Raw genomic sequence first — 20975 nt, 5'->3', positions numbered from 1 at the left:
CGCCCGCCGCGCCGTTCGGCAGGGTTTGGGGAACGTCAGAAGGAGCACACCCATGAAATCGCGCACCAAGGTCGTGGTGATCGGCGGCGGAATCGCCGGTTGTTCAACCCTGTATCACCTGACGCAAGAAGGCTGGAGCGACGTGGTTCTGGTAGAGCGCAACGAGCTGACATCCGGCACCACATGGCATTCGGCCGCACAGGTGACGAATTTCGGAATGAACCAGACGATGGTGGGGCTCAAGTCGCATTCGATCCGCCTGTACAAGGAACTGGCCGAGGACCCGGACTACCCGATCAACTACCACCATGGCGACGGCGGCATCCGGCTGGCCAACACCGAGGCGCAGATGCAGGGCTATCGCCATTTCGCTTCGATGGCGCGGGGGATGGACGTGCATTTCGAGGTGATCGACGCGCAGGAATGCGCCCGTCGCCACCCGCTTATTTCCACCGACAATCTGCTGGGCGGGTTGTGGGATCCGCTGGACGGGGACATCGACCCCGCCCAGCTGTGTCAGGCGCTGGCGCGGCGGGCGCGCAAGGCCGGGGCCGAAGTCTATCGCAACACGCCAGTCACGGCCCTGACCCAGCACAAAGACGACACCTGGACCGTTCATACCGAGCACGGCGACATCGACTGCGACATCGTGGTGAATGCCTGTGGCTACCGCGTGAACGAGGTTGGCGCGATGATGGGCGTGCACCATCCCGTGGCCTCGATGGAGCACCAGTATTTTTTGACCGAGGAAATCCCCGCGATCCGGGATGCCGGCCACCGCATGCCGCTGCTGCGCTGCCCGATCAGCGATTATTACTGCCGGCAGGAGAAGAACGGGCTGCTGCTGGGTTTCTACGAACAGGACTGCAAGACCTGGGGCATGGACGGGATCGACCCGAACTTCGTCAACGCGCTGTGCCCGGACGATCTGGACCGGGTGACCGATGTGCTGGAAGGCGCGTTTGCCCGCATGCCCGCCCTGATGGAGGCGGGGATCCACACGGTCGTCAACGGCCCGATCACCTACACGATCGACGGCGCTCCCCTAGTGGGACCGATCCCCGGCAAGCGTAACGCATTCTGCATCATCGGCCTGCGGGCCGGGCTAGGCGAGGGGGGCGGCCACGGCTGGCTGCTGGCCCAGCAGATCGTGCATGGCGAGGCCTGTTATGACACTTGGTGCCTCGACCCGCGCCGGTTCGCCGGGCACGCCAATGTCGAGCTGACCGCGCTGAAGGCGATCGAGGACTACCAGAACGAATTCCGCTTTCACTTTCCGCACGAACACCGTCCCGCCGGGCGGCCCGCCAAGACAACGCCGTTGACCCCGGTTCTGGCCGCCGAAGGCGCGGCGTTTACCGTGGTGAATGGTTGGGAGCGAGTCGAGTACATCAAGCCCACGCCCGATTTCACGCCGACGCTCAGTTTCGATTTTGACGAAACATTCGACGTGATCGCCGCCGAGGTCGCCAATGTACAGCAAAATGTCGGGCTGGCCGAGGTCAACGGGTTCAACCGGATCGAGATTACCGGTGCCGACCGGCATGCGTTCCTCGACCGGATGATCTGCGGCGCGCTGCCCCGTCGACCAGGGCGGGTGGGATTGGCCTATCTGCTGAACCACAAGGGCATGGTCAAGGCCGAGGCGACCATTGCCAATCTGCCCGCCAGCGACCGGGGGCCGGATCGCGTCTGGTACGGCTCGGCCGCCGCGGCCGAACTGCATGACATGGATTGGCTGTCCCGACACATCGAAGCTGGCGAGGACGTGCACCTGCGTAGCCTGACCAACGACCAGACCATCCTGGTTCTGGCCGGACCACGGGCGCGTGACGTGCTGTCGGCCTGTTCGCGCGGGGATTGGTCGCGGGACGCCTTCCCGTGGCTCAGCGTTCGCGAGTGCTTTGTCGGGATCGCGCCCGCCACCGTGATGGGCGTCAGTTTTTCGGGTGAGCTGGCCTATGAGATCCATGTACCCAACGCCTCGCTCTACGCGGCCTATCTTGCGCTGCGACAGGCCGGACAGGCCTTTGGCCTGCAATTGTTCGGCGCGCGGGCGGTCGAGTCGATGCGGATGGAGAAGACTTTCCTGCATTGGAAGGCGGATCTGATCACGGAGTTCGACCCGTTTGAAACCGGGCTGAACCGCTTTGTCCGGCTGGACAAGTCGGAGTTCATCGGGCGCGCGGCGCTGATCGAACGGCAGGCCAACGGGCCGTCGCGCAAGTTGGTTGCGCTGCAAGTGCAGGCCACGCACGCGCCCGCGCATCCCGGCGCGTCGCTGATGGCCGGGGATCGGGTGGTTGGAACGGTGACCTCGGGCGACTGGGGGCATCGCACCGGGCTGAACCTGGCACATGCCTTTGTCGAGCCGCACCTGTCCACCGAAGGCAGCGAGATGATGCTGGACCTGTGTGGTGACAGGGTTCCGGCGCGGGTGATCCCTGCCTGCCCCTACGATCCCGACTTCACCCACATGCGCAGCTAAAGCGGGTGGCCAACATTCACCATTGCCCGAAAGCCAAAACTCTGTTTCGCTAGTTTCGATGAAATCGAAATTGCGGGAGGGTTTTGCCCCGTGTCCAAACCGCTGAGCCTGCGTTGGCTGGAGGTGTTTCGCCTGGTAGCCAAGTCTGGGTCGATTCAACAGGTGGCCTCGGAAACTGGCCTGTCGATCAGCACCGTGTCCAACCATCTGCGCAGTCTCGAAGACGCTTTGGGCGTCGGCCTCGTCGATCACGGTCGCCGTCCGATGAGCCTGACACCGGCTGGCGAGGTATTTTCGCGTTATGTACGGGATGGCCTGACCGTGTTGAAGCGGGGCGAGGCCGAGATCCGGTCTGGCAACTGGCGCCACGCCACCGATCTGCGGCTGGCCCTGGTGGATGATTTCGACAACCAGATCGCGCCCGAACTGATCCGGTTCCTGGCTCATGCGCTGCCGCGCTGCAATTTCCGGCATTTCACACGGCCCAGCCACGAGATCATCGAGAAATTGCAGGAACACAAGCTGGACGCAGGTGTGGCGACCCGACCGCCGGGCGGCACGCAGGGGCTGATCGAGTACCCACTTCTGCGTGATCCGTTCATCGTGATCGTGCCCGAGAAGTTCAAGGGAGACATTCAGGACCTGTTCTCGCCCCATTCCGACCTGCCGCTGCTGCGGTATTCGCGTGACTACACGATCGGCAAGCAGATCGAGATCCAGCTGACGCGCAACAAGTACAACCTGCCCAACCGGTTCGAGTTGGAATGCAACCAGTCGATCATGGGGCTGGTGGCAGAAGGCAGCGGATGGGCGATCACCACCGCTGGATGCTTCCACCGGGCGCATCGCTATCATGACTCGGTCCGGGCAACGCCTTTTCCGGGTCGAAACTTTGTCAGGATCGTTTCCCTGTTCACGACCGAGGTCTATCCGGACACCACCTCAAAACTGATCCACAAGGCCCTCAGCAGCTTGATCCGGCAGTATTTTACCGAGCCGATGTGCAAACGGCATTTGTGGCTGAAGGGTGATTTCCGGACGATGGAAGACCAGGCCGCCTGATCCAGTCACACGGATCACACCGAGTTGGCAGGACCCAGGGACTGCCGTTTGACGATATGCGTGTAGAGGTGTTCACCGGCAGCGGGGGCCCTTTTTTCAACCATTTCGATCAATGCCTTGGCGGCCTTTCCACCCATTTCCCGATGCGGCACATGCACGGTCGTCAGCGCCGGGCGCAGGATCCGGGCCAGTTCGATGTCATCGAACCCGGTGATCGAGACATCCTGCGGCACTTTCAGCCCCATATCCTGAGCCCTGAGCATGGCGCCAGCGGCCAGAACATCGTTGCCGCACATGACAGCAGTCGGTGGCATGTCTTGCGACATGAGATCCGCGAACGCTTCGGCGCCGTTTTCGATCTCGTACGGGGTCTCGATGACCTGAAGCACCTGCGGGTCAAGCCCGTGCTGCCGAACAGCGTCGCGCACCCCGTCCAGTCGAAGGCGCGCGCGGTCGTTGCCGTGAGTGATGCCGGATATCACCGCAAGCCGAATGTGCCCGAGGTCGAGGACCCTTTTCGCCAGCTCGTACATGGCCGCCCGGTTGTCGAAACCGATGGAGGGCAGACGCCCGTCCGGGGAAAACGACCACGCAACCAGCGCCGGAATATCGCGGCCTTGAAGGAATTCGTAAATGTGCGGCGCCCGGTCGTGGCCAATCAGCAGCAGGCCATCGGCGCCGCGGGCGACCAGAGTTCGGATCTGCTCTTCTTCGGTTGCCGGTTTGTAGGCCGAACTTGACACCAGAAGCGTGTATCCATGTTGGTGCAGCTCTTCCTGAAAGGCCTGCAGACCGCGCGCAAAGATGGCGTTTTCCATTGTCGGGATGATCGCGCCGATGGTAAACGTGCGCTTGGCTGCCATGACCCGAGCCGCGAAATTCGGTGTATAGCCCAGGGCCTCGATCGCCGACTGCACGCGTTTGCGGGTCGCTTCGACCACCCTGTCCGGGGTGTTGATGCAACGCGAAACCGTAGCCGTGGAAACGCCCGCCTTTCTGGCAACGTCATCCAATGTCGGGGCGGCTTTCTGCTTTGGCATTTCCGAACCTGATCTTCGTTTTATTCAATTCTATCCGGTTCCATTTGGGGTTGAAAGTCGAAATGTAAACGCTTGCATTTTTCATGTAAGCGCTTACAAATGTAGCCAGAGCCGATTCCATTCAAGGTCCCGAACATGTTTCTTGCCGCATCCGCCATCGTCTTCGTCGTCTATTTCGCGAACGTGGCGCTGGGTGCGTTTGCAGGCCGCGCGTTTCTTGGGGATGTGGGTGAGATGCTGGTTCTGTTCGCGGCGTCGATCCTGTTCGTTGTCGCAATTCTGAAAAAAGAGGCCGAACGCGAGGAGAACGGCGGCTGAATTTTTCCAATGGGAGGGCAATCAATGAACAAAGATCAACTGGAACTGGCGTCAGCTGAACGCCGCAATTTCCTGAAACTCAGTGCCAGTGGCGCGTTCACGGCCGCACTGGTGGCGGGCGCAAGCGGCGTGTTGTGGTCATCCGAGGCTGCGGCGCAGACCGCGAAGGAGGAAAAGGAGCGCGAACAAGCTGCCGAGCATGTGATGACGGTGGCCACGGCCTATGTTCTGGGTGCCTCGCGCAGCTATCCAATCATGCAGCTGGATCTAAAGGAGAACATCCAGAACGCAACCAACGGCAAAGTCTATGTCAAGCTGGCCCCGGGCGGGCAGCTGGGCGCGGGCGGCGCGTTGGTGCAGAAGGTGCAGGGCGGAACCATCCAGGCCGCGCAGCATTCGCTGTCGAACTTCGCACCCTTCGCTTCGACCGTGGACCTGATCAACATGCCGTATCTGTGCGGCTCGAATCAGCGGTTCACCAATCTGGTGCATTCCGACACCTGGAAGAACGAAGTGCACCCCAAGGTCGAGGCCGCAGGCTTCAAGGCGCTGTTCTATGTCGTGATCGACCCGCGCGTTGTGGCTGTGCGCCAGGGCGGAAATGCCATCATTACCCCCTCGGACATGAGCGGCGTGAAATTCCGCGTGCCCGGGTCCAAGATGCTGCAGCAGTATTATCGCATGGTCGGTGCCAACCCGACGCCCGTTGCCTGGGGTGAGACCCCCTCGGCCATCAAGCAGGGTGTGGCGGATGCGCTCGACCCGTCGGTCGGTGCGCTCTATGTGTTTGGCTTCAAGGACATTCTGTCTCACGTCACCTTCACCCAGGCGGTGCCGGACAGCCAGGTCTATTCCTGCAACCTGGAATGGTTCAACTCGATGCCGGCCGATGTGCAAGAGGGCATCATGTGGGGCTCGGAGATGACCAGCCATCAGAACCTTGCCAAGGTCCCCTCGGCCCGCGCCTATGCCATGGCCGAGCTGAACAAGGCCGGGGTCGAGTTCCATTCTTTGACCGACGATCAACTGGCCGAGTGGCAGGAGGCCGGCGGTTATCAGCGGTCGGAATGGGACCCCTTCAAGACCGAGTTGGCCGGATCGATGGACGCCTTCGAAAAGCTGGTCGAAGCGGCCGGCACCCAAGGCAAATACTACGTCCACGACGCCTGATACGGACCGGGTGGGCGCCGGACGTGCGCCCGCCTTTTCCAGACCACCTGCACGGCCTGATCCATCAGGCCCATCCCCCCAGCCTTGCCGAGGGAAGCGATGTCGTTACTCAAAACCATAGACCGCAACGCCGAACGCTGGCTGCTGCTGGTGTTCTACGTAATGCTCGTCATCACGATGGCGATCGAGGTGCTGCGGCGCGAGATCTTCGCCTATTCCTCGATCTGGGGCGAGGAGATCGTCCGCTATTCCTTCATCTATCTGGCCTGGGTCGGCGCTGCGGCGGCGGTCAAGGAACGCGCCCATATCCGGATCGACGTGATCATGCATTACCTCGGCCCGCGGCCCAAGGCGGTGCTGTATATCTTCGGTGATCTGGTGATGTTCGCGGTGGCGGTCATCGCGCTCTACTGGTCCTACGAGGCGGTGCATGTCTCGGCCAAGTTCGGCTCGGTCACTGACGGGCTGCGGGTGTCGAAGGTTTGGTTCCTAATGGCGGTGCCTATGGGCTTTGCCCTGATGATCTGGCGCCTGATCCAATCGTTGATGAACGACATCAAAAGCCTTCGTGACGGCACGCCCGTCTTTGAAGGCGATAAGCTGTTTGACTGAGGAGAAACCGGATGCTGTGGAGTTCTCTCAACCAAACAGTCGAACTGGGCTGGGATTTCTACCTGCCCGTGATCCTGTTCGTTGGCCTGATCGCGCTGGCGGTTCCGGTCTGGGCCGCGATCGGCTCGGCCGCGATCGTGATGCTGATCATGTCGGGCGACCTGCCGCTGAGCCTTGTGGGCGAAAGCCTGTTCACGGGCATCGACGCCTTTGCCCTGACTGCGGTGCCGCTGTTCATCCTGACCGGTGACGTGCTGGTGCGCACAGGGCTGTCTCGCAAGTTTCTGGACGTGGCCGAGGCGCTGACCTGTTTTGCCAAGGGCGGGTTCGGTTCGGCCACGGTTCTGGTCTGCGGCATGTTCGCGGCCATTTCGGGGTCTGACGCGGCGGGGGCGGCGGCAGTGGGTCGGATGACGATCAACCGACTGGTCGAAAGCGGCTATCCGCGCCCCTATGCCTGTGCGCTGGTGGCGGCGGGGGCCTGTACCGGGATCCTGATCCCGCCCTCAATCGCCTATATCATCATCGGGCTCGTGCTGGGCATCTCGGCCTCGACCCTGTTCCTGGCCGCCCTGATCCCGGGGCTGGCGATCCTGATCTCGATCCTCGTGACCAACATCATCATGAACCGTCTCTATGGCTATGAGGGCGGCGGCATGATGACCATGGGCGAATGGCTGGCCAATCTGGGCAAGGCGCTGAAATCGGGCTGGTATGCCTTCATCGTGCCGGGCATCATCTTCTATGGCATCTTCTCGGGTCGCCTGACCCCGACCGAGGCGGGCGCGACTGCCGTTGTCGTCACCATCATCATGGGGTTCATCCTGCGGACGCTGACGCTGGCGGACTTCCCGTCGATGCTGGTCAGCTCGGCCAAGGTGAACGGGGTGATCCTGCCGATCATCGCTTTCTCGGCCCCGCTCGCCGAGGCGTTGGCGATCATGGGCGTGCCGCAGGGCTTCGTGGCCTCGGTGACCTCGCTGACCGAGGATCCCTTCCTGCTGATCCTGCTGATGATCGGCATTCTGATCGCGGCCGGCTGCGTCATGGAGACGACACCGAATATCGTCATCCTTGCCCCGATCCTGAAACCGCTGGCGGACAATATCGGCATGAACGAGATCCAGTTCTGCATCATGATGATCACCGCACTGGGCGTTGGCTTCATCACGCCGCCGCTGGGGCTGAACCTGTTTGTGGTGTCGGGGATCACGGGTGAATCCATCCTCAAGATCGCAGCCCGCGCCGTGCCCTTTGTGCTGACCATGCTGATCGTCGTCATCCTGATCGCCTACGTTCCGGCGCTGTCGACCACTTTGCTTCCTGAAATCTACCAATAGGATCTTCTGAACATGTCGCGTGAATACCTCAAGAAGGCCACCCTGACAGCACAATCCCACGCATCCGAGGTGCATGACACGGTCAAGACCATCCTGGCCGACATCGAGGCTGGCGGAGACGCCAAGGCGCTGGAATACGCGGCCAAATTCGACAAGTTCGAGGGCAACGTGCTGATGACGCCCGAGGAAATCGAAGCCGCCTGCGCCCGGGTGCCGGAAAAGCTCAAGGCCGATATCCGCTTTGCCCAGGACAACGTGCGCCGCTTTGCCGAGGCGCAGAAGGCCACCGTGTCGGATGTGCAGCTGGAAATCGTGCCGGGCTTTATCGCGGGTCAAAAGGCCATCCCGGTCGATGCGGCGGGCTGCTATGTGCCCGGCGGGCGGTATAGCCACATCGCCAGCGCCATCATGACCGTGACCACCGCCAAAGTGGCGGGGTGCCGTCACATCACCGCCTGTTCGCCGCCCCGCCCGGGTGAGGGCGTGGCCCCGGCGATCGTCTACGCTGCCCATATCAGCGGCGCTGACAGCATCCTGGCCATGGGGGGCGTGCAAGGTGTGGCCGCCATGACCTATGGCCTGTTCGGGCTGCCGCGCGCCAACATCCTTGTGGGGCCGGGCAACCAGTTCGTGGCCGAGGCCAAGCGCATTCTGTACGGCAAGGTCGGCATCGACATGATCGCCGGCCCGACCGACAGCCTGATCCTGGCGGATGCCACGGCCGATCCCTTCGTCGTGGCCACCGACTTGGTCAGCCAGGCCGAGCATGGCTACAACTCGCCCGTCTGGCTGGTGACCGATGACCGCGATCTGGCGACCCGGGTGATGGATCTGGTTCCGACCCTGATCGCCGATCTGCCCGAGCTGAACCGCGACAACGCTGCCGCCGCCTGGCGCGACTATGCCGAGGTGATCCTGTGCGCGGACCGCGAAGAGATGGCCGCGTGTTCAGACGACTACGCCCCCGAGCATCTGACCGTGCAGGCCGCGGATCTGGATTGGTGGCTGGATCGCCTGACCTGCTATGGCTCGTTGTTCCTGGGCGAAGAAACGACCGTGTCCTATGGCGACAAGGCCACCGGTACGAACCACGTCCTGCCCACCTCGGGCGCGGCCAGCTATACCGGCGGGCTGAGCGTGCACAAATACATGAAAATCGTCACCTGGCAGCGGGCCACGCGCGAGGGCTCGAAACCCATCGCCGAGGCGACCGCGCGGATCTCGCGGCTGGAAGGGATGGAGGGCCACGCCCGCGCCGCCGATGTGCGTCTGGCCAAGTATTTCCCGGACGAAAACTTTGACCTGACCGCAGATGAATGACCCCCGCGACCTGTTCAATCTGACCGGCCGGGTGGCCTGCGTCACGGGCGCCAGTTCGGGTCTGGGCCGGCGCGTTGCGCAGGTGCTGGCGGCTGCGGGCGCGCGGGTGGTGGGCGTTGCCCGCCGGGCCGAGGCACTGGCCGAGTTGCGGGCCGAGATCGGTTCAAGCGCTGCGGTGGTCGCAGGTGACGTAGCCGACCGAAGTGGCTTGCCATCACTGGTCGAACAAATCTCGGCCCCGTTCGGCGCGCCGGATATCGTGGTTCATGCCGCCGGGGTGAACACGCGACAGGCCGCCGATGATGTCACGCCGGAAGGCTGGGACGCGACGCTGGGCCTGAACCTTGGTGCGCCGTTCTTCCTCAGCCAAGCCATGGTGCCCGCGATGAAGGCGCGCGGTTGGGGTCGGATCGTGAATTTCGCCTCGCTGCAGACGACGCGGGCCTTTCCCGGCGGGATCGCCTACGGGGCCAGCAAGGGCGGGATCGCCCAGCTGACCCGCGCCATGGCCGAAGCCTGGTCGCCGCACGGGATCACCGCCAACGCCATCGGCCCGGGCTTCTTTCCGACCGAGCTGACGCAGGCGGTGTTCGATGACACCGCCCGCGCGGCCCGCAACGCGGCGCAGACCTGCATCGGTCGCAATGGCCGCATGGACGACATCGACGGGCCGATCCTTTTTCTGTGCGCGCAGGCATCTGACTATGTCACCGGGCAGATCCTGATGGTTGACGGGGGGTTCACGGCGAAATGAAGGCTCTGGTCTATGAAGGCGTCGAACACCTGGCCTACCGTGACGTACCGGACGCTGCGCCGCAACCCGGCGAGCAACTGATCCGGGTCGAGGCCGTCGGGATCTGCGGGTCCGACATGCATGCATATCTGGGCCATGATGCGCGCCGCCCGGCGCCCTTGATTCTGGGGCACGAGGCGGCGGGAACAGTGATCGGCGGCCCCAAGGCCGGAACGCGGGTCACGATCAATCCGCTGGTGACATGCGGGCAGTGTCCGGCCTGCCAAGCGGGACGAGAAAACCTGTGCCCCGACCGTCAGATCATCTCGATGCCCCCACGCGAAGGCGCCTTTGCCCAATATGTTTCGATGCCTTGGGGCAACCTGGTCGAGGTGCCTGATCACGTTCCCTTTGCCAAGGCCGCCCTGGCCGAGCCGCTGGCCGTCAGCTGGCACGCCGCACGCCTCGCGCTCGAGGCGCTGCACCCGGCAATGGAGCGTCGTGCGCTGGTGATCGGGGGTGGGGCGATTGGCCTTGCGGCGGCGCTGGCTTTGCGAGCGATGAATGTCGTGGATGTGACCGTGGTCGAACCCAACGACCTGCGGCGGACGTTCTTGCAAGGGCTGGATTGCGCCAAGGTCGTGCCCGAAGCGCAAGGCGATTTCCCGATCGTGGTCGACGCCGTGGGCTTTGCCGCCACCCGTGCGGTGGCATCGGAACGAGCCCGACCAGGCGGGGTGATCGCGCATGTGGGCCTGGGCGAGGACACCGGTGGGCTGGACGTGCGGCGCATGACCCTGCAAGAGATCACCTTCATCGGAACCTATACCTATACCGCGCAGGATTTCCGTCAGACCGCCCAGGCCATTTTTGACGGCGCGCTGGGTCCTCTGGACTGGATCGAAGAACGCGATCTGGCCGATGGCGCCCGGGCCTTTGCCCAGCTACGCTCGGGCGAGGTCGCGGTTCCGAAAATCGTGCTGTCCCCGTGGGCCTGACCGCCCGGAACTGGAGGTAACCATGTATAAAAAAATTCTTGTCCCCATGGCGCTTGATCACGGCATTTCGCCGCAAACGCTCGAGATCGCCCGTGCCTTGGGCGGCGGATCCGCCGAGATCGTGGCTCTGCATGTCTATGAGATGCCTCAGGGCTCGGTCAGCGTCTATCTGGACAAGGATGCCGTGGCCGAAGGCTTTGCCCGGGCCCGCGAAGTCCTGATGGAAAAGCTGAAAGGCCTGCCGGATGTAAAGCCCGAACTGGTCAAGGGCCACACCGCGCGCACGATCATCGACTATGCCAATGACCACGGGTTCGATTGCGTCGTCATCGGCTCGCACCGGCCCGGCCTGACCGACTATTTCCTTGGCTCCACCGCGTCGCGCGTGGTGCGGCATGCAAAATGTGCCGTCCACGTCCACCGCAGGGCCTGACCCGTCCATCGCGCCCTCGGCGCCCCAACCCAGGAACAGAAGATTGGACATGAACATAGACAAGAAGATCACCGAAGATCTGGTGGCCAACGACATCTCGTTCGTCACCACGGTGCCGTGCAAGCAACTGGCCGGCGTCATCGCCGAGATCGACGCCCATGACGCCATCTACCACATCCCCTCGAACAAAGAGGACGAGGGCATGGGCCTGTGCGCCGGGGCCTGGATGGGCGGCAAGCGACCCGCGATCATCATGCAGAACACCGCGATCGGGGTCACGATCAACACGTTGGCGACGCTGATCCAGTATTACCGGATGCCGCTGCCGATGCTGATCTCGTACCGGGGCGAACTGCGCGAGCCCATCGCCTGCCAGGTCGAGATGGCCGTTCACACCAAGGCCCTGCTGGCGCAGATGCACATCCCGACCTACCATTTCCACCATCAGGAAGACGTGGCCGAGCTGGATGCGATCCTGAAATACACCTTCATGTGCAACAAGCCCGTCGCGATCCTGACCGACGCCAATTTCTGGGGAGGCTATGGCGACCAATGATCCGTTCTGAAATCCTGAAGGAAATCGCCCCGATTCTGCGTGACCAACTGGTCGTGTGCAACATCGGCATCCCCAGCCAGGAACTGCATGCCATCGACGATCAGCCTACCAATTTCTACATGCTGGGCACGATGGGGCTGGCCTCGAGCATCGGTCTGGGGCTGGCGCTGGCCCAGCCAAAACCGGTGATCGTCATCGACGGCGACGGCTCGATCCTGACCAATCTGGGGACCCTGCCGACTATCGCCAACAACGTGGCCGACAACTATATCCTGCTGATCATCGACAACGGCTCCTACGGCTCGACCGGTGATCAGCCGACCTATGCGGGGCAGAAGACCTCGCTGGCCAAGATGGCCGAAGCGGCGGGCTGCGAGCGCGTGATCGAATGCCAGGCCGAAGAGACCGGCCGCGTGCTGCAAGAGGCGCTGGACGCCCGCCAGATGACCATCATCGTCAGCAAATGTGAAAGCGGAAACGCCAAGATGCCGCCGATCACGATGGACCCGGTCGTCATCCGCGACCGCTTCATGAAGGCCGTTCAGGCCTGATGGGCGCAAGCGCCATCCACAGCGCCGAAGATGCCCGCAGGTTGGCCCGGCGGCGTCTGCCGTGGATGGTGTTCGACTATATCGACGGGGCCGCCGGGTCCGAGGCCGGCGCCCGGCGCACCCGAGCGGCGCTGGACGCGATGACCCTGCGGCCCCGAATCCTGCGCGATGTCAGTACCCGGTCTCTGGCGACCCGCGTGTTCGGGCAACCGGCCAACAGGCCCTTCGGCATTGCGCCCATGGGCATGTGCAACCTGTCCGCACCGGGCGCCGACCTGATGCTGGCGCGGCTGGCGGCGCAATACCGGGTGCCGTTGGGCGTTTCCACGGTGGCCTCGACACCGATGGAGGTGCTGATCGAAGAGGCCCGGGGCCATGCCTGGTTTCAGCTGTATTTCAGCGGCGATGGCAGCGGCACGTTCAAGCTGGTCGATCGGGCAAAGGCCGCGGGCTACAAGACCCTGATCCTTACGGTTGACGTGCCCGAAGTCGGCCGCCGCCCGCGCGAACTGCGCCACGGCTTCCGCATGCCGTTCCGGATCGGGCCACGGCAGTTTCTGGATTTCGCGCTGCATCCGCGCTGGTCGATCTCGACCCTGCTGCAGGGCAAGCCGCAGATGGCGAATTTCCTGATGGAGGGGTTCGCGTTCGACCGCACCGAAAGCCGTGCAAAGGCCGATTGGGACACGCTGGCGCGGTTGCGGGACCGGTGGCCGGGCAAGCTGGTGGTCAAGGGCGTACTGGATGTTGAAGACGCGGTTGCGCTGAAGGCTGCCGGTGTCGACGCCATTCAGGTCTCGAGCCACGGCGCCCGTCAGTTGGAGAGCGCGCCCGCGCCGATCTCGGTCCTGCCGCAGATACGGGCGGCGGTCGGCGAAGACTATCCGCTGTTCTACGACAGCGGCCTGCGGTCGGGTGAAGATGCGCTCAAGGCGCTGATGGCTGGTGCCGATTTCCTGTTCTTTGGGCGTGTCCTGCAATTCGCCATCGCGGCGGGCGGCGAGGCCGCCCTGCACCGTTTGTGGGAGGTACTGTCCGAGGAGATGGACATCGCCATGGCCCAGATCGGCGTCACCTCGCTGCGCGGGGTTCGAGGTGGCCGGGGCGAGTGAAAGACCGGCGCGCCGAACGCGCCGGTCGGCCGTCAAACGCCGTCAGCCGAACACGCGACCCAACGCGCCATCCACGGCGTCGGTGATCTGGTCAATGTCGTCTGCCGTTGCGATCAGGGCCGGCGAGAAGCACAGCGTGTTGTTCTTGCCCGGAACCGAGCGGTTGGTGACGCCGATGATCACGCCCTGCGCCATGCAGTCGGCCACGACCGCCTGGGCCAGTTTCTCGTTCACCGGTTCCTTGGTCGCACGATCCGCCACCAGTTCGGCCCCCAGAAACAGGCCCTTGCCGCGCACGTCGCCGATGACCTTGTGCTTGTCCATCAGCGCCCGCAGGTTGCCCATCATGCGATCCCCCATCGCGGCGCAGTTGGCCAGCAGGTTCTCGTCTTCGATGATGCGCATGTTCTCGATCGCCGCCGCCGGCCCTGCGGTGCAGCCGCCAAAGGTCGAGATGTCGCGGAAGTAGTTCATCGGATCGTCGGCATTGTCCTTGAACATGTCAAAGACCTCTTCGGTGGTCACCATGCAGGCAATCGCCGCATAGCCCGAGGCCACGCCTTTGGCCATGGTCACGAAATCGGGTTTCACGCCATATTGCTGGTACCCGAACCAGGTGCCGGTGCGACCCACGCCGCAGACGACCTCGTCGATATGCAGCAGGATGTCGTATTTCTTGCAGATCTCCTGCACGCGCTGCCAATAGCCCTCGGGCGCTTCGATCACGCCGCCGCCGGCGGTTACCGGCTCAAGGCACAGCGCGCCCACGGTGTCGGGGCCTTCGCGCAGGATTACGGCTTCGATCTGATCGGCGGCCCATTCGCCAAAGTTCTCGTCAGGTGCGCCGTCCAGTTCGTGCTTGCGGTATTCCATGCAGTGCGGAACGCGTACGAAATCTGGCGCGAAGGGGCCGTATTGCGCATTTCGCTCGTCCTGGCCGCCCGCCGACATCGCGGCCAAGGTCGAGCCGTGATAGTCGCGGTCGCGATACAGGATCTTGGTCTTCTTGCCGTCGTATTTCTTGTGGGCGATCTGACGGACCATCTTGAACGCCTTCTCGTTCGCCTCGCTGCCCGAGTTCGTGTAGTAGACCCGGCTCATGCCCGGCATCTTCTCGATCAGCTTTTCGGCAAAGATCGCGCCAGGGATCGAGCCCGCCGACTGGGCGAAATAGCACAGCTTCATCAACTGGTCGTAGACGGCCTTGCAGATGGATTCGCGGCCATAGCCCACATTCACCGTCCAGACGCCGCCCGAGACGGCATCCAGGTGTTCCTTGCCCTTTTGATCCCAGACGCGCATGCCCTTGCCTTCGACGATAATGCGCGGATCGTTCGTCTCAAACGGCTTGTGCTGGATCAGGTGGTGCCAGATATGGGCGCGGTCGGCCTCGACCACGCGGGAAAGATCGTTTTCGTTGAACGTGCCGTCCATGACATGTCCTTTCACTAAGATGCGACGCGCAGGAATCACGAGACCCGGCGGGCGCGGATGAACCAGATACCGCAGATCAGCCCGAAAGCCCGGTACGCAGTAGGGCCAGATTACCCGATCGCGTAGCTCCAGTATATTCGCCGCACGTAGTTTTACGGGTTTGTTTTGCGGCAACCTTTGTGCTCAATACGAAAAATCCGACGATTTGGGGAGGAGAGGCGGATGGCGACCCACAACATCTATCAGCGCGATCTTGACAAGTGCCCGGCCAATTTCACGGCCCTGTCCCCGCTCAGCTATATCGAGCGGACGGCAGCCGTTTACCCTGACTATCCGGCCGTGGTTTATGGCGACCGACGCTACAGCTGGGCGCAGACCTATGCGCGTTGCCGCCGGTTGGCCAGCGCGCTGGCCGCGCGTGGGGTGGGCACGGGCGATACGGTATCGATCATCGCCGCCAACATCCCCGAAATGTACGAGGCCCATTTCGGCGTGCCAATGGCAGGCGCGGTGTTGAACGCGATCAACACAAGGCTGGACGCACCGATCATCGCCTTCATCCTGAACCACGCCGAATCCAAGGTTCTGCTGGTCGATCCCGAGTTCTCGGGCGTGGTGAAACAGGCGCTGGAGCAGGTGGATCACGACATTCTGGTCATCGACATCGAGGATTCGAGTTTCGATGGCGGTGAGAAACTGGGCGCGCTGACCTATGACACCCTACTGGCCGAGGGCGACCCGGAATTCGACTGGTCGCTGCCGCAGGACGAGTGGGACGCTATCACGCTGAACTATACCTCGGGCACCACTGGCAACCCCAAGGGTGTCGTCTATCACCACCGTGGCGCGGCGCTGAACGCCACCTCGAACATCCTGACCTGGGGCATGCCGCAGCATTCGGTCTATCTGTGGACGCTGCCGATGTTCCACTGCAACGGCTGGTGTTTCCCCTGGACCATGGCCGCGAATGCGGGCACGTCCGTGTGCCTACGTGCCGTGCGGGATGAGCCGATCTACAAGGCCTTCCGGGACGAGAAGGTCACCCATTTCTGCGGCGCGCCGATCGTGCTGAACATGCTGGCCAACGCGCCCGATCACCTCAAGGACTTCGATCATGAGATCAAGGTGATGACCGCAGGCGCCCCGCCCCCCGCCGCGGTGATCGCCGCGATGGAGGGGATGGGCATCGAGGTCACCCATGTCTATGGCCTGACCGAAACCTACGGGCCGTCGGTCGTCTGCGCGTGGAAGGACGAATGGAATGACAAGCCCGCCGAAGAACGGGCCGCGCTCAAGGTGCGGCAGGGGGTGAAATACGTCGCCCTGTCCGGGCTGATGGTGGCCGATCCGGAAACGCTCGAACCGGTGCCGGCCGATGGCGAGACCTTGGGCGAGATCTTCATGCAGGGCAACATCGTGATGAAAGGGTATCTCAAGAACCCCGAGGCCACGCAGAAAGCGTTCCGCGGCGGCTGGTTCGCCTCGGGCGATCTGGGGGTAATGCATCCCGACGGCTATATCGCGCTGAAGGATCGGTCAAAGGACATCATCATTTCGGGGGGCGAAAACATCTCGTCGGTCGAGGTCGAGGATATCCTCTACAAGCACCCCGCGGTGATGGAGGCCGCCGTGGTCGCCAAACCGGACGAGAAATGGGGCGAGACGCCTTGCGCCTTTGTCGAACTGAAGCCGGGCGCCGAGGCGACCGAGGCCGATCTGATCGCGTTCTGCCGCGACCACATGGCCCATTTCAAAGCGCCCAAGACGGTGATGTTCGGGCCGCTGCCCAAGACATCGACGGGCAAGATCCAGAAATTCAAGCTCAGGGAACAGGCGCGGGTGCTGGGCTAGGCGCCCAGCCGGTCAAAGATCGACAGGTCCAGGTCCAGCATCTCGCCCATCCAGATCGCCCGATCGCGGTGGTCGGGCAGGTGTTCGCCGGTTTCGGGGTGGGTGAACACGGTCAGCCCCTGCCGGTTCAGCATCAGCCACGGGATCACTTTGTCGAAGGCTTCGGCGGCAAAGCTCAACTGGCAGCTCCAGCGCGGGTGGGGGCCGACATTGCGGCTGTGCATGTGGCCCATCTGGGCGGGGAACAGGCGTGCAGCCTCCTCGCAGACACGGCGGGCGGTGTCCTGCGTTTCGGCGTCGAAATAGACATGGGCGTGATAGCCGGTGATCTGTGGCATCGGGGGTCTCGTGCGGTGATTTCCGGCACAAGGCTAGGCCCGATCGGCGCCGGTGCACAGACGCATCGGCACACAGACCCTGTGCGCGGCTCAGCCTGGCGCGTGGGCGTCCGGGTGGGCCGCTGCAAAGGCGGGGTGGTCGGCACAGGTCGCCTCGACCGCCAGAATGCGCGGCATGTCCGACAGATCGACCTGCCAGCGCCGGGCGTTGTACATCTGCGGGATCAGGCACAGATCGGCCAGCCCGGGCGCCGGTCCCGTGCAATAGGGGGCTTGTTCGAACTCGGCCAGCATCGCCTCAAAGGCCATCAGGCCGGGGCGGATGAAATGGCGCATCCAGTCGCCGGGCATGTCGCCCCGTCCGCCGCTCAACTGCGTGGCGTGGCGGGCGACCTTCAGGTTGCAGACCGGGTGCAGATCCACTGCAATGGATTGGGCCAGCGCCTGCGCCTTGGCCCGGGCAACCGGTTCGTCCGGCAGCAGGTTCAGGGCCCGCGTCCGGTCGAGATAGTCCAGAATGGCCAGCGACTGGGTCAGCTGCACGCCGTCGATTTCGAGCACCGGCACAAAGCCCTGCGGGTTGCGGGCCAGATGTGCGGGCGCGGTCTGCTCGCCCTTGACCAGATCGACGGTCTGCGCGCGATAGGCGATCCCGGCCAGGTTCAACGCGATGCGCACCCGGTAGCTGGCCGAGGACCGCCAGTAGTCATACAGGACGACGTCACTCATCGGGCTTTGGCCGCGTCGATTGCCTGTTTCAGGATGGTCCGGTCACCGATGTGATTGGCCAGCACCAGCACCAGCCGCGCATTCAGCGCATCGCTTTCGGCCTTGTCCAGACCGTCGTGCGCGGCCAGTAGATCGGCATAGAAATCATCCGCGCCGTCGATATTCGGGGTGAGGATCAGTTCATCCATTGTGCCTACTCCTTGCCGATGGCCCGGCGGATCGCCTGCCGGAACGCGTTGTCTTCATAGCTGTCGCGCCGCGCCGCCACATGCTGGTCGGGCCGGATCAGATAGACCGCGCCTGCCGCGTCGCCCAGATACCGCCGCTTCAGCGCCAGCGTCCGGTCATCCTTGACCGACAGCGCCAGCCGCTCGACCATCACGCCCTCTTCCTCGATCCTGTCTGGGGCGTCGGCGTCGATGGTCAACAGGGTGAACTTGCCCGCCAGCTTGGGCAACAGGAACGCATCCCCCAGCGGAGCATCGGGGCAGGGCGAGCCGGGGCGCGTTTCGGCCGGACCATTCAGCGCATCGGCCGAATTCAGCGGCGAGCCGTCATAAGTGCAGGGCACGCTCAGCCGGCCGGAATTCACCAGCGGGCGGGCGAACTCGTAATGTTCGCTCAGGTCCAGAACCGCGTCGCGCAGGATGCGTGACATTTCCGATTTCGGCGTGATGAAATCGGTCGAGCGGGTCGAGTTCAGGATGTTCTCGTCCGCGCCATGGATGCGCTCGACATCATAGCTGTCCAGCAGTCTGTCGGGCGCGGTGCCGTCAAGGACCATCTTCAGCTTCCAACACAGGTTGTCGGTGTCCTGCAGGCCCGAATTGGCCCCACGCGCGCCGAAGGGGCTGACCTGATGGGCGCTGTCGCCAGCAAACAGGACGCGGCCGTGGCGGAATTTTTCCATCCGGCGGCACTGGAAGGTATAGATGCTGACCCATTCCAGCTCGAACTGGACATCCTCGCCCAGCATCGCCTTGAGGCGCGGGATCACGTTTTCGGGGCGCTTTTCCCGTTCCTTGTCGATGTCCCAGCCCAGTTGCAGGTCGATGCGCCAGACGTTGTCGGGCTGTTTGTGCAGCAGCGCCGACTGGCCGCGGTTGAAGGGCGGGTCGAACCAGAACCAGCGCTCGGACGGGAAATCGGCCTCCATGACCACATCGGCGATCAGGAAGTTGTCCTCGAACACGCGGCCCACGAAATCCAGCCCCAGCATCCGGCGGGTGGGTGAGTTTGCCCCGTCACAGGCGATCAGCCAGTCCGCCTCGACGGTGTACGACCCCTCGGGCGTTTCCACCTCGAGCTTGACGTGGTCGTCATGGGTGCCGATCGCCTCGACCTTGTTGCGGCCACGGATCTCGATCGGTACGCCCTGGGCCTGTAACTCGCGGACCCGTTCGACCATGAACTGCTCAAAGTAGTATTGCTGAAGGTTGATGAAGGCCGGATGGGCATAGCCCTCATCGGGCTGCAGGTTGAATTCATAGACCTTGCGGTCGTCGAAAAACACCTTGCCCGTGTTCCACAGCACGCCCTTGTCCACCATCGGGCGGGCGCAACCCAGCCGGTCGGCGATTTCCAGCGTGCGCTGGGCGAAACAGATTGCGCGGCTGCCGAAACTGACCTTGTCGTTGTCGTCCAGCACCACCACCTCGACGCCCTGCTGGGCCAGATCGATGGCGGCAGCCAGCCCGACCGGGCCCGCGCCGATCACGATCACCTGATGCCGCACCGGGGTGGGGGCATCCTGATCGGGGCTGCGGGCATAGGCATAGAGCGGCTGTTCAAAAATCTTGTTCATGGGCTCTCTCCCCAAGTTCTGTGCGCCGGGCGCACAACCTCCGCCCACCGGCGCGGGGCGCCGATGGCTCTCCTCCATGGTTGCATCGTTTTCAGGCCGGCGACACGATCTGGATCAAGTCGCCGGGCCATTTCTTAGCCCTGCAGGGCCTCCCACATCTCCAGATCGCGCTGGGCGGTCCAGATGCGCGGGGTGTCGATGCCGCGCGCCTCGTCATAGGCACGGGCCACGTTGAAGGGCAGGCAGTGCTCGTAGATGGCATAGTCCGAGAATTTCGGATCGCACTCCGCCCGCACTGCGTCCCAGGCCTCTTTCAGGCTGCCGCCGCGCGCGGCCACCTTTGCCGCCGGGCGATAGGTGCTTTCGACGAAGTCGCGGGTGTTCTCGATGGCGGCATTCACCATTTCCTTGCCGACCAGCGCATCGCCGCGCCCCGGCGCGATGGCATCCACGTCGAACCACTGGATCTGATCCAGCGTGTCGCCCCAGTCGCCGAAATGCCCGTCGCCGCAATAGCAGGCCGAGTGATATTCGACGATGTCGCCGGTGAACATCACGTTCTGGTCGGGCACGTGGATCACGATGTCGCCAGCTGTATGCGCCCGCCCCAGATGCATCAGATCGACCCGGCGGTTGCCCAGATAGACCGTCATCGTATCGCTGAACGTGGTGGTGGGCCAGGTCAGGCCGGGGATGCTTTCATGCCCTTCGAACAGGCGCGGAAAGCGCTGGAACTCGCTGTCCCAGTCCTCTTGACCGCGCTCGACGACCATGGCGCGGGCCATGTCCGACATGATGATCTGTTGCGCGCCGAAGGCGCTGGCGCCCAGCACGCGGACCGCGTGGTAATGGGTCAGCGCCACATGGGTGATCGGCTTGTCGGTTACGGACCGGATGCAGTCGATCACCTTCTGCGCCAGGCGCGGCGTGGCCTGGGCCTCGACCACCATCACGCTGTCATCGCCGATGATCACGCCCGAGTTCGGGTCGCCCTCGGCGGTGAAGGCGTACAGACCTTCACCCACCTCGGTGAACGAGATTTTCTTTTCGGTCATGTCCCCCTGGGACGCGAATGCCTTGGCCATG

At 63.4% G+C, this 20975-nt stretch carries 21 protein-coding genes; 14 read left to right on the top strand and 7 right to left on the bottom strand.

Annotation, left to right across the window (positions count from 1 at the left end):
* The first annotated feature begins 52 nt into the window (after positions 1 to 52).
* Positions 53 to 2488: a GcvT family protein gene (locus AC2FME_RS12745; RefSeq protein ID WP_496800600.1), complete on the top strand. Its 2436-nt coding sequence runs from the start codon at positions 53 to 55 to the stop codon at positions 2486 to 2488.
* Positions 2489 to 2578: 90 nt separating this feature from the next.
* Complete coding sequence (locus AC2FME_RS12740) at positions 2579 to 3550, top strand: LysR family transcriptional regulator (protein WP_496679415.1); 972 nt, start codon at positions 2579 to 2581, stop codon at positions 3548 to 3550.
* 14 nt (positions 3551 to 3564) lie between these two features.
* Here AC2FME_RS12740 and AC2FME_RS12735 read toward each other — a convergent pair whose 3' ends face one another.
* Positions 3565 to 4590, bottom strand: a complete 1026-nt coding sequence (locus tag AC2FME_RS12735; protein WP_496800599.1) for a LacI family DNA-binding transcriptional regulator — start codon at positions 4588 to 4590, stop codon at positions 3565 to 3567.
* A 135-nt stretch (positions 4591 to 4725) separates the two neighbouring features.
* Here AC2FME_RS12735 and AC2FME_RS12730 point away from each other — a divergent pair, with 135 nt between their 5' ends.
* From AC2FME_RS12730 to AC2FME_RS12680, 11 genes are all read left to right on the top strand, one after another.
* Complete coding sequence (locus AC2FME_RS12730) at positions 4726 to 4908, top strand: hypothetical protein (RefSeq protein WP_170365134.1); 183 nt, start codon at positions 4726 to 4728, stop codon at positions 4906 to 4908.
* A gap of 24 nt (positions 4909 to 4932) precedes the next feature.
* Positions 4933 to 6078: a TRAP transporter substrate-binding protein gene (locus tag AC2FME_RS12725; protein WP_496679410.1), complete on the top strand. Its 1146-nt coding sequence runs from the start codon at positions 4933 to 4935 to the stop codon at positions 6076 to 6078.
* A 99-nt stretch (positions 6079 to 6177) separates the two neighbouring features.
* Positions 6178 to 6690 (top strand): TRAP transporter small permease, encoded by a 513-nt coding sequence (locus AC2FME_RS12720; protein WP_496679409.1) that lies wholly within the window; start codon positions 6178 to 6180, stop codon positions 6688 to 6690.
* 11 nt (positions 6691 to 6701) lie between these two features.
* Complete coding sequence (locus AC2FME_RS12715) at positions 6702 to 8030, top strand: TRAP transporter large permease (RefSeq protein WP_496679407.1); 1329 nt, start codon at positions 6702 to 6704, stop codon at positions 8028 to 8030.
* A 12-nt stretch (positions 8031 to 8042) separates the two neighbouring features.
* Positions 8043 to 9350, top strand: coding sequence for a histidinol dehydrogenase (gene hisD / locus AC2FME_RS12710; RefSeq protein WP_496688714.1), 1308 nt, complete (start codon positions 8043 to 8045; stop codon positions 9348 to 9350).
* A complete protein-coding gene (locus AC2FME_RS12705; protein WP_496800598.1) occupies positions 9343 to 10104 on the top strand; it encodes an SDR family NAD(P)-dependent oxidoreductase in 762 nt (253 codons plus the stop codon). The genes hisD and AC2FME_RS12705 overlap by 8 nt, the downstream gene beginning before the upstream one ends.
* On the top strand, positions 10101 to 11081 hold the full coding sequence (locus AC2FME_RS12700) for a zinc-dependent alcohol dehydrogenase (protein WP_496800597.1): 981 nt from the start codon (positions 10101 to 10103) through the stop codon (positions 11079 to 11081). The genes AC2FME_RS12705 and AC2FME_RS12700 overlap by 4 nt, the downstream gene beginning before the upstream one ends.
* Positions 11082 to 11103: 22 nt before the next feature.
* Positions 11104 to 11514, top strand: a complete 411-nt coding sequence (locus AC2FME_RS12695) for a universal stress protein (protein ID WP_149776325.1) — start codon at positions 11104 to 11106, stop codon at positions 11512 to 11514.
* A 49-nt stretch (positions 11515 to 11563) separates the two neighbouring features.
* Positions 11564 to 12070, top strand: a complete 507-nt coding sequence (gene comD / locus AC2FME_RS12690) for a sulfopyruvate decarboxylase subunit alpha (RefSeq protein ID WP_496679396.1) — start codon at positions 11564 to 11566, stop codon at positions 12068 to 12070.
* On the top strand, positions 12067 to 12621 hold the full coding sequence (gene comE, locus AC2FME_RS12685; RefSeq protein ID WP_005981189.1) for a sulfopyruvate decarboxylase subunit beta: 555 nt from the start codon (positions 12067 to 12069) through the stop codon (positions 12619 to 12621). The genes comD and comE overlap by 4 nt, the downstream gene beginning before the upstream one ends.
* Positions 12621 to 13733 carry an alpha-hydroxy acid oxidase gene (locus tag AC2FME_RS12680; RefSeq protein WP_496800596.1) on the top strand — a complete coding sequence of 371 codons (1113 nt, stop codon included), beginning with the start codon at positions 12621 to 12623 and terminating at the stop codon, positions 13731 to 13733. Before comE ends, AC2FME_RS12680 begins: the two co-directional genes overlap by 1 nt.
* A gap of 42 nt (positions 13734 to 13775) precedes the next feature.
* On the opposite strand, the gene AC2FME_RS12675 is transcribed toward AC2FME_RS12680, so the two are convergent.
* Positions 13776 to 15167: an aminotransferase family protein gene (locus AC2FME_RS12675; protein ID WP_496679394.1), complete on the bottom strand. Its 1392-nt coding sequence runs from the start codon at positions 15165 to 15167 to the stop codon at positions 13776 to 13778.
* Positions 15168 to 15389: 222 nt separating this feature from the next.
* Between AC2FME_RS12675 and AC2FME_RS12670 the strand changes: the two genes are divergently transcribed.
* Complete coding sequence (locus AC2FME_RS12670) at positions 15390 to 17018, top strand: acyl-CoA synthetase (protein ID WP_496800595.1); 1629 nt, start codon at positions 15390 to 15392, stop codon at positions 17016 to 17018.
* On the opposite strand, the gene AC2FME_RS12665 is transcribed toward AC2FME_RS12670, so the two are convergent.
* The 5 genes from AC2FME_RS12665 to AC2FME_RS12645 form a co-directional block, all read right to left on the bottom strand.
* A complete protein-coding gene (locus AC2FME_RS12665; RefSeq protein WP_496679392.1) occupies positions 17015 to 17356 on the bottom strand; it encodes a DOPA 4,5-dioxygenase family protein in 342 nt (113 codons plus the stop codon). The two genes, AC2FME_RS12670 and AC2FME_RS12665, sit on opposite strands and share 4 nt — an antisense overlap.
* A gap of 90 nt (positions 17357 to 17446) precedes the next feature.
* Entirely contained in the window at positions 17447 to 18085 is a 639-nt protein-coding gene (gene maiA, locus AC2FME_RS12660) for a maleylacetoacetate isomerase (protein WP_496679391.1), read from the bottom strand.
* Complete coding sequence (locus AC2FME_RS12655; RefSeq protein ID WP_149776332.1) at positions 18082 to 18273, bottom strand: DUF2783 domain-containing protein; 192 nt, start codon at positions 18271 to 18273, stop codon at positions 18082 to 18084. Before AC2FME_RS12655 ends, maiA begins: the two co-directional genes overlap by 4 nt.
* Positions 18274 to 18278: 5 nt before the next feature.
* Positions 18279 to 19889, bottom strand: a complete 1611-nt coding sequence (locus AC2FME_RS12650; RefSeq protein ID WP_496679389.1) for an FAD-dependent oxidoreductase — start codon at positions 19887 to 19889, stop codon at positions 18279 to 18281.
* A gap of 134 nt (positions 19890 to 20023) precedes the next feature.
* The gene (locus AC2FME_RS12645) at positions 20024 to 20974 is read right to left on the bottom strand and encodes an MBL fold metallo-hydrolase (RefSeq protein ID WP_496688732.1); all 951 of its coding nucleotides are present in this window, start codon (positions 20972 to 20974) and stop codon (positions 20024 to 20026) included.
* Between the last annotated feature and the right edge of the window lies 1 nt (position 20975).

It is taken from the genome of Ruegeria sp. BHSC026 (assembly GCF_059613065.1).
This window is presented reverse-complemented; position numbering and strand designations above follow the sequence as displayed.

What these genes read in the sequence shown, in the direction of transcription:
- AC2FME_RS12720 (WP_496679409.1), top strand. Translation starts at nt 6,178, where the DNA reads ATGTCGTTACTCAAAACCATAGACCGCAACGCCGAACGCTGGCTGCTG.
- AC2FME_RS12645 (WP_496688732.1), bottom strand. Translation starts at nt 20,974, where the DNA reads ATGGCCAAGGCATTCGCGTCCCAGGGGGACATGACCGAAAAGAAAATC.
- AC2FME_RS12650 (WP_496679389.1), bottom strand. Translation starts at nt 19,889, where the DNA reads ATGAACAAGATTTTTGAACAGCCGCTCTATGCCTATGCCCGCAGCCCC.
- AC2FME_RS12735 (WP_496800599.1), bottom strand. Translation starts at nt 4,590, where the DNA reads ATGCCAAAGCAGAAAGCCGCCCCGACATTGGATGACGTTGCCAGAAAG.
- AC2FME_RS12655 (WP_149776332.1), bottom strand. Translation starts at nt 18,273, where the DNA reads ATGGATGAACTGATCCTCACCCCGAATATCGACGGCGCGGATGATTTC.
- AC2FME_RS12730 (WP_170365134.1), top strand. Translation starts at nt 4,726, where the DNA reads ATGTTTCTTGCCGCATCCGCCATCGTCTTCGTCGTCTATTTCGCGAAC.
- hisD (WP_496688714.1), top strand. Translation starts at nt 8,043, where the DNA reads ATGTCGCGTGAATACCTCAAGAAGGCCACCCTGACAGCACAATCCCAC.
- AC2FME_RS12680 (WP_496800596.1), top strand. Translation starts at nt 12,621, where the DNA reads ATGGGCGCAAGCGCCATCCACAGCGCCGAAGATGCCCGCAGGTTGGCC.
- AC2FME_RS12705 (WP_496800598.1), top strand. Translation starts at nt 9,343, where the DNA reads ATGAATGACCCCCGCGACCTGTTCAATCTGACCGGCCGGGTGGCCTGC.
- AC2FME_RS12670 (WP_496800595.1), top strand. Translation starts at nt 15,390, where the DNA reads ATGGCGACCCACAACATCTATCAGCGCGATCTTGACAAGTGCCCGGCC.
- AC2FME_RS12715 (WP_496679407.1), top strand. Translation starts at nt 6,702, where the DNA reads ATGCTGTGGAGTTCTCTCAACCAAACAGTCGAACTGGGCTGGGATTTC.
- AC2FME_RS12675 (WP_496679394.1), bottom strand. Translation starts at nt 15,167, where the DNA reads ATGGACGGCACGTTCAACGAAAACGATCTTTCCCGCGTGGTCGAGGCC.
- maiA (WP_496679391.1), bottom strand. Translation starts at nt 18,085, where the DNA reads ATGAGTGACGTCGTCCTGTATGACTACTGGCGGTCCTCGGCCAGCTAC.
- comD (WP_496679396.1), top strand. Translation starts at nt 11,564, where the DNA reads ATGAACATAGACAAGAAGATCACCGAAGATCTGGTGGCCAACGACATC.
- comE (WP_005981189.1), top strand. Translation starts at nt 12,067, where the DNA reads ATGATCCGTTCTGAAATCCTGAAGGAAATCGCCCCGATTCTGCGTGAC.
- AC2FME_RS12695 (WP_149776325.1), top strand. Translation starts at nt 11,104, where the DNA reads ATGTATAAAAAAATTCTTGTCCCCATGGCGCTTGATCACGGCATTTCG.
- AC2FME_RS12665 (WP_496679392.1), bottom strand. Translation starts at nt 17,356, where the DNA reads ATGCCACAGATCACCGGCTATCACGCCCATGTCTATTTCGACGCCGAA.
- AC2FME_RS12700 (WP_496800597.1), top strand. Translation starts at nt 10,101, where the DNA reads ATGAAGGCTCTGGTCTATGAAGGCGTCGAACACCTGGCCTACCGTGAC.
- AC2FME_RS12745 (WP_496800600.1), top strand. Translation starts at nt 53, where the DNA reads ATGAAATCGCGCACCAAGGTCGTGGTGATCGGCGGCGGAATCGCCGGT.
- AC2FME_RS12725 (WP_496679410.1), top strand. Translation starts at nt 4,933, where the DNA reads ATGAACAAAGATCAACTGGAACTGGCGTCAGCTGAACGCCGCAATTTC.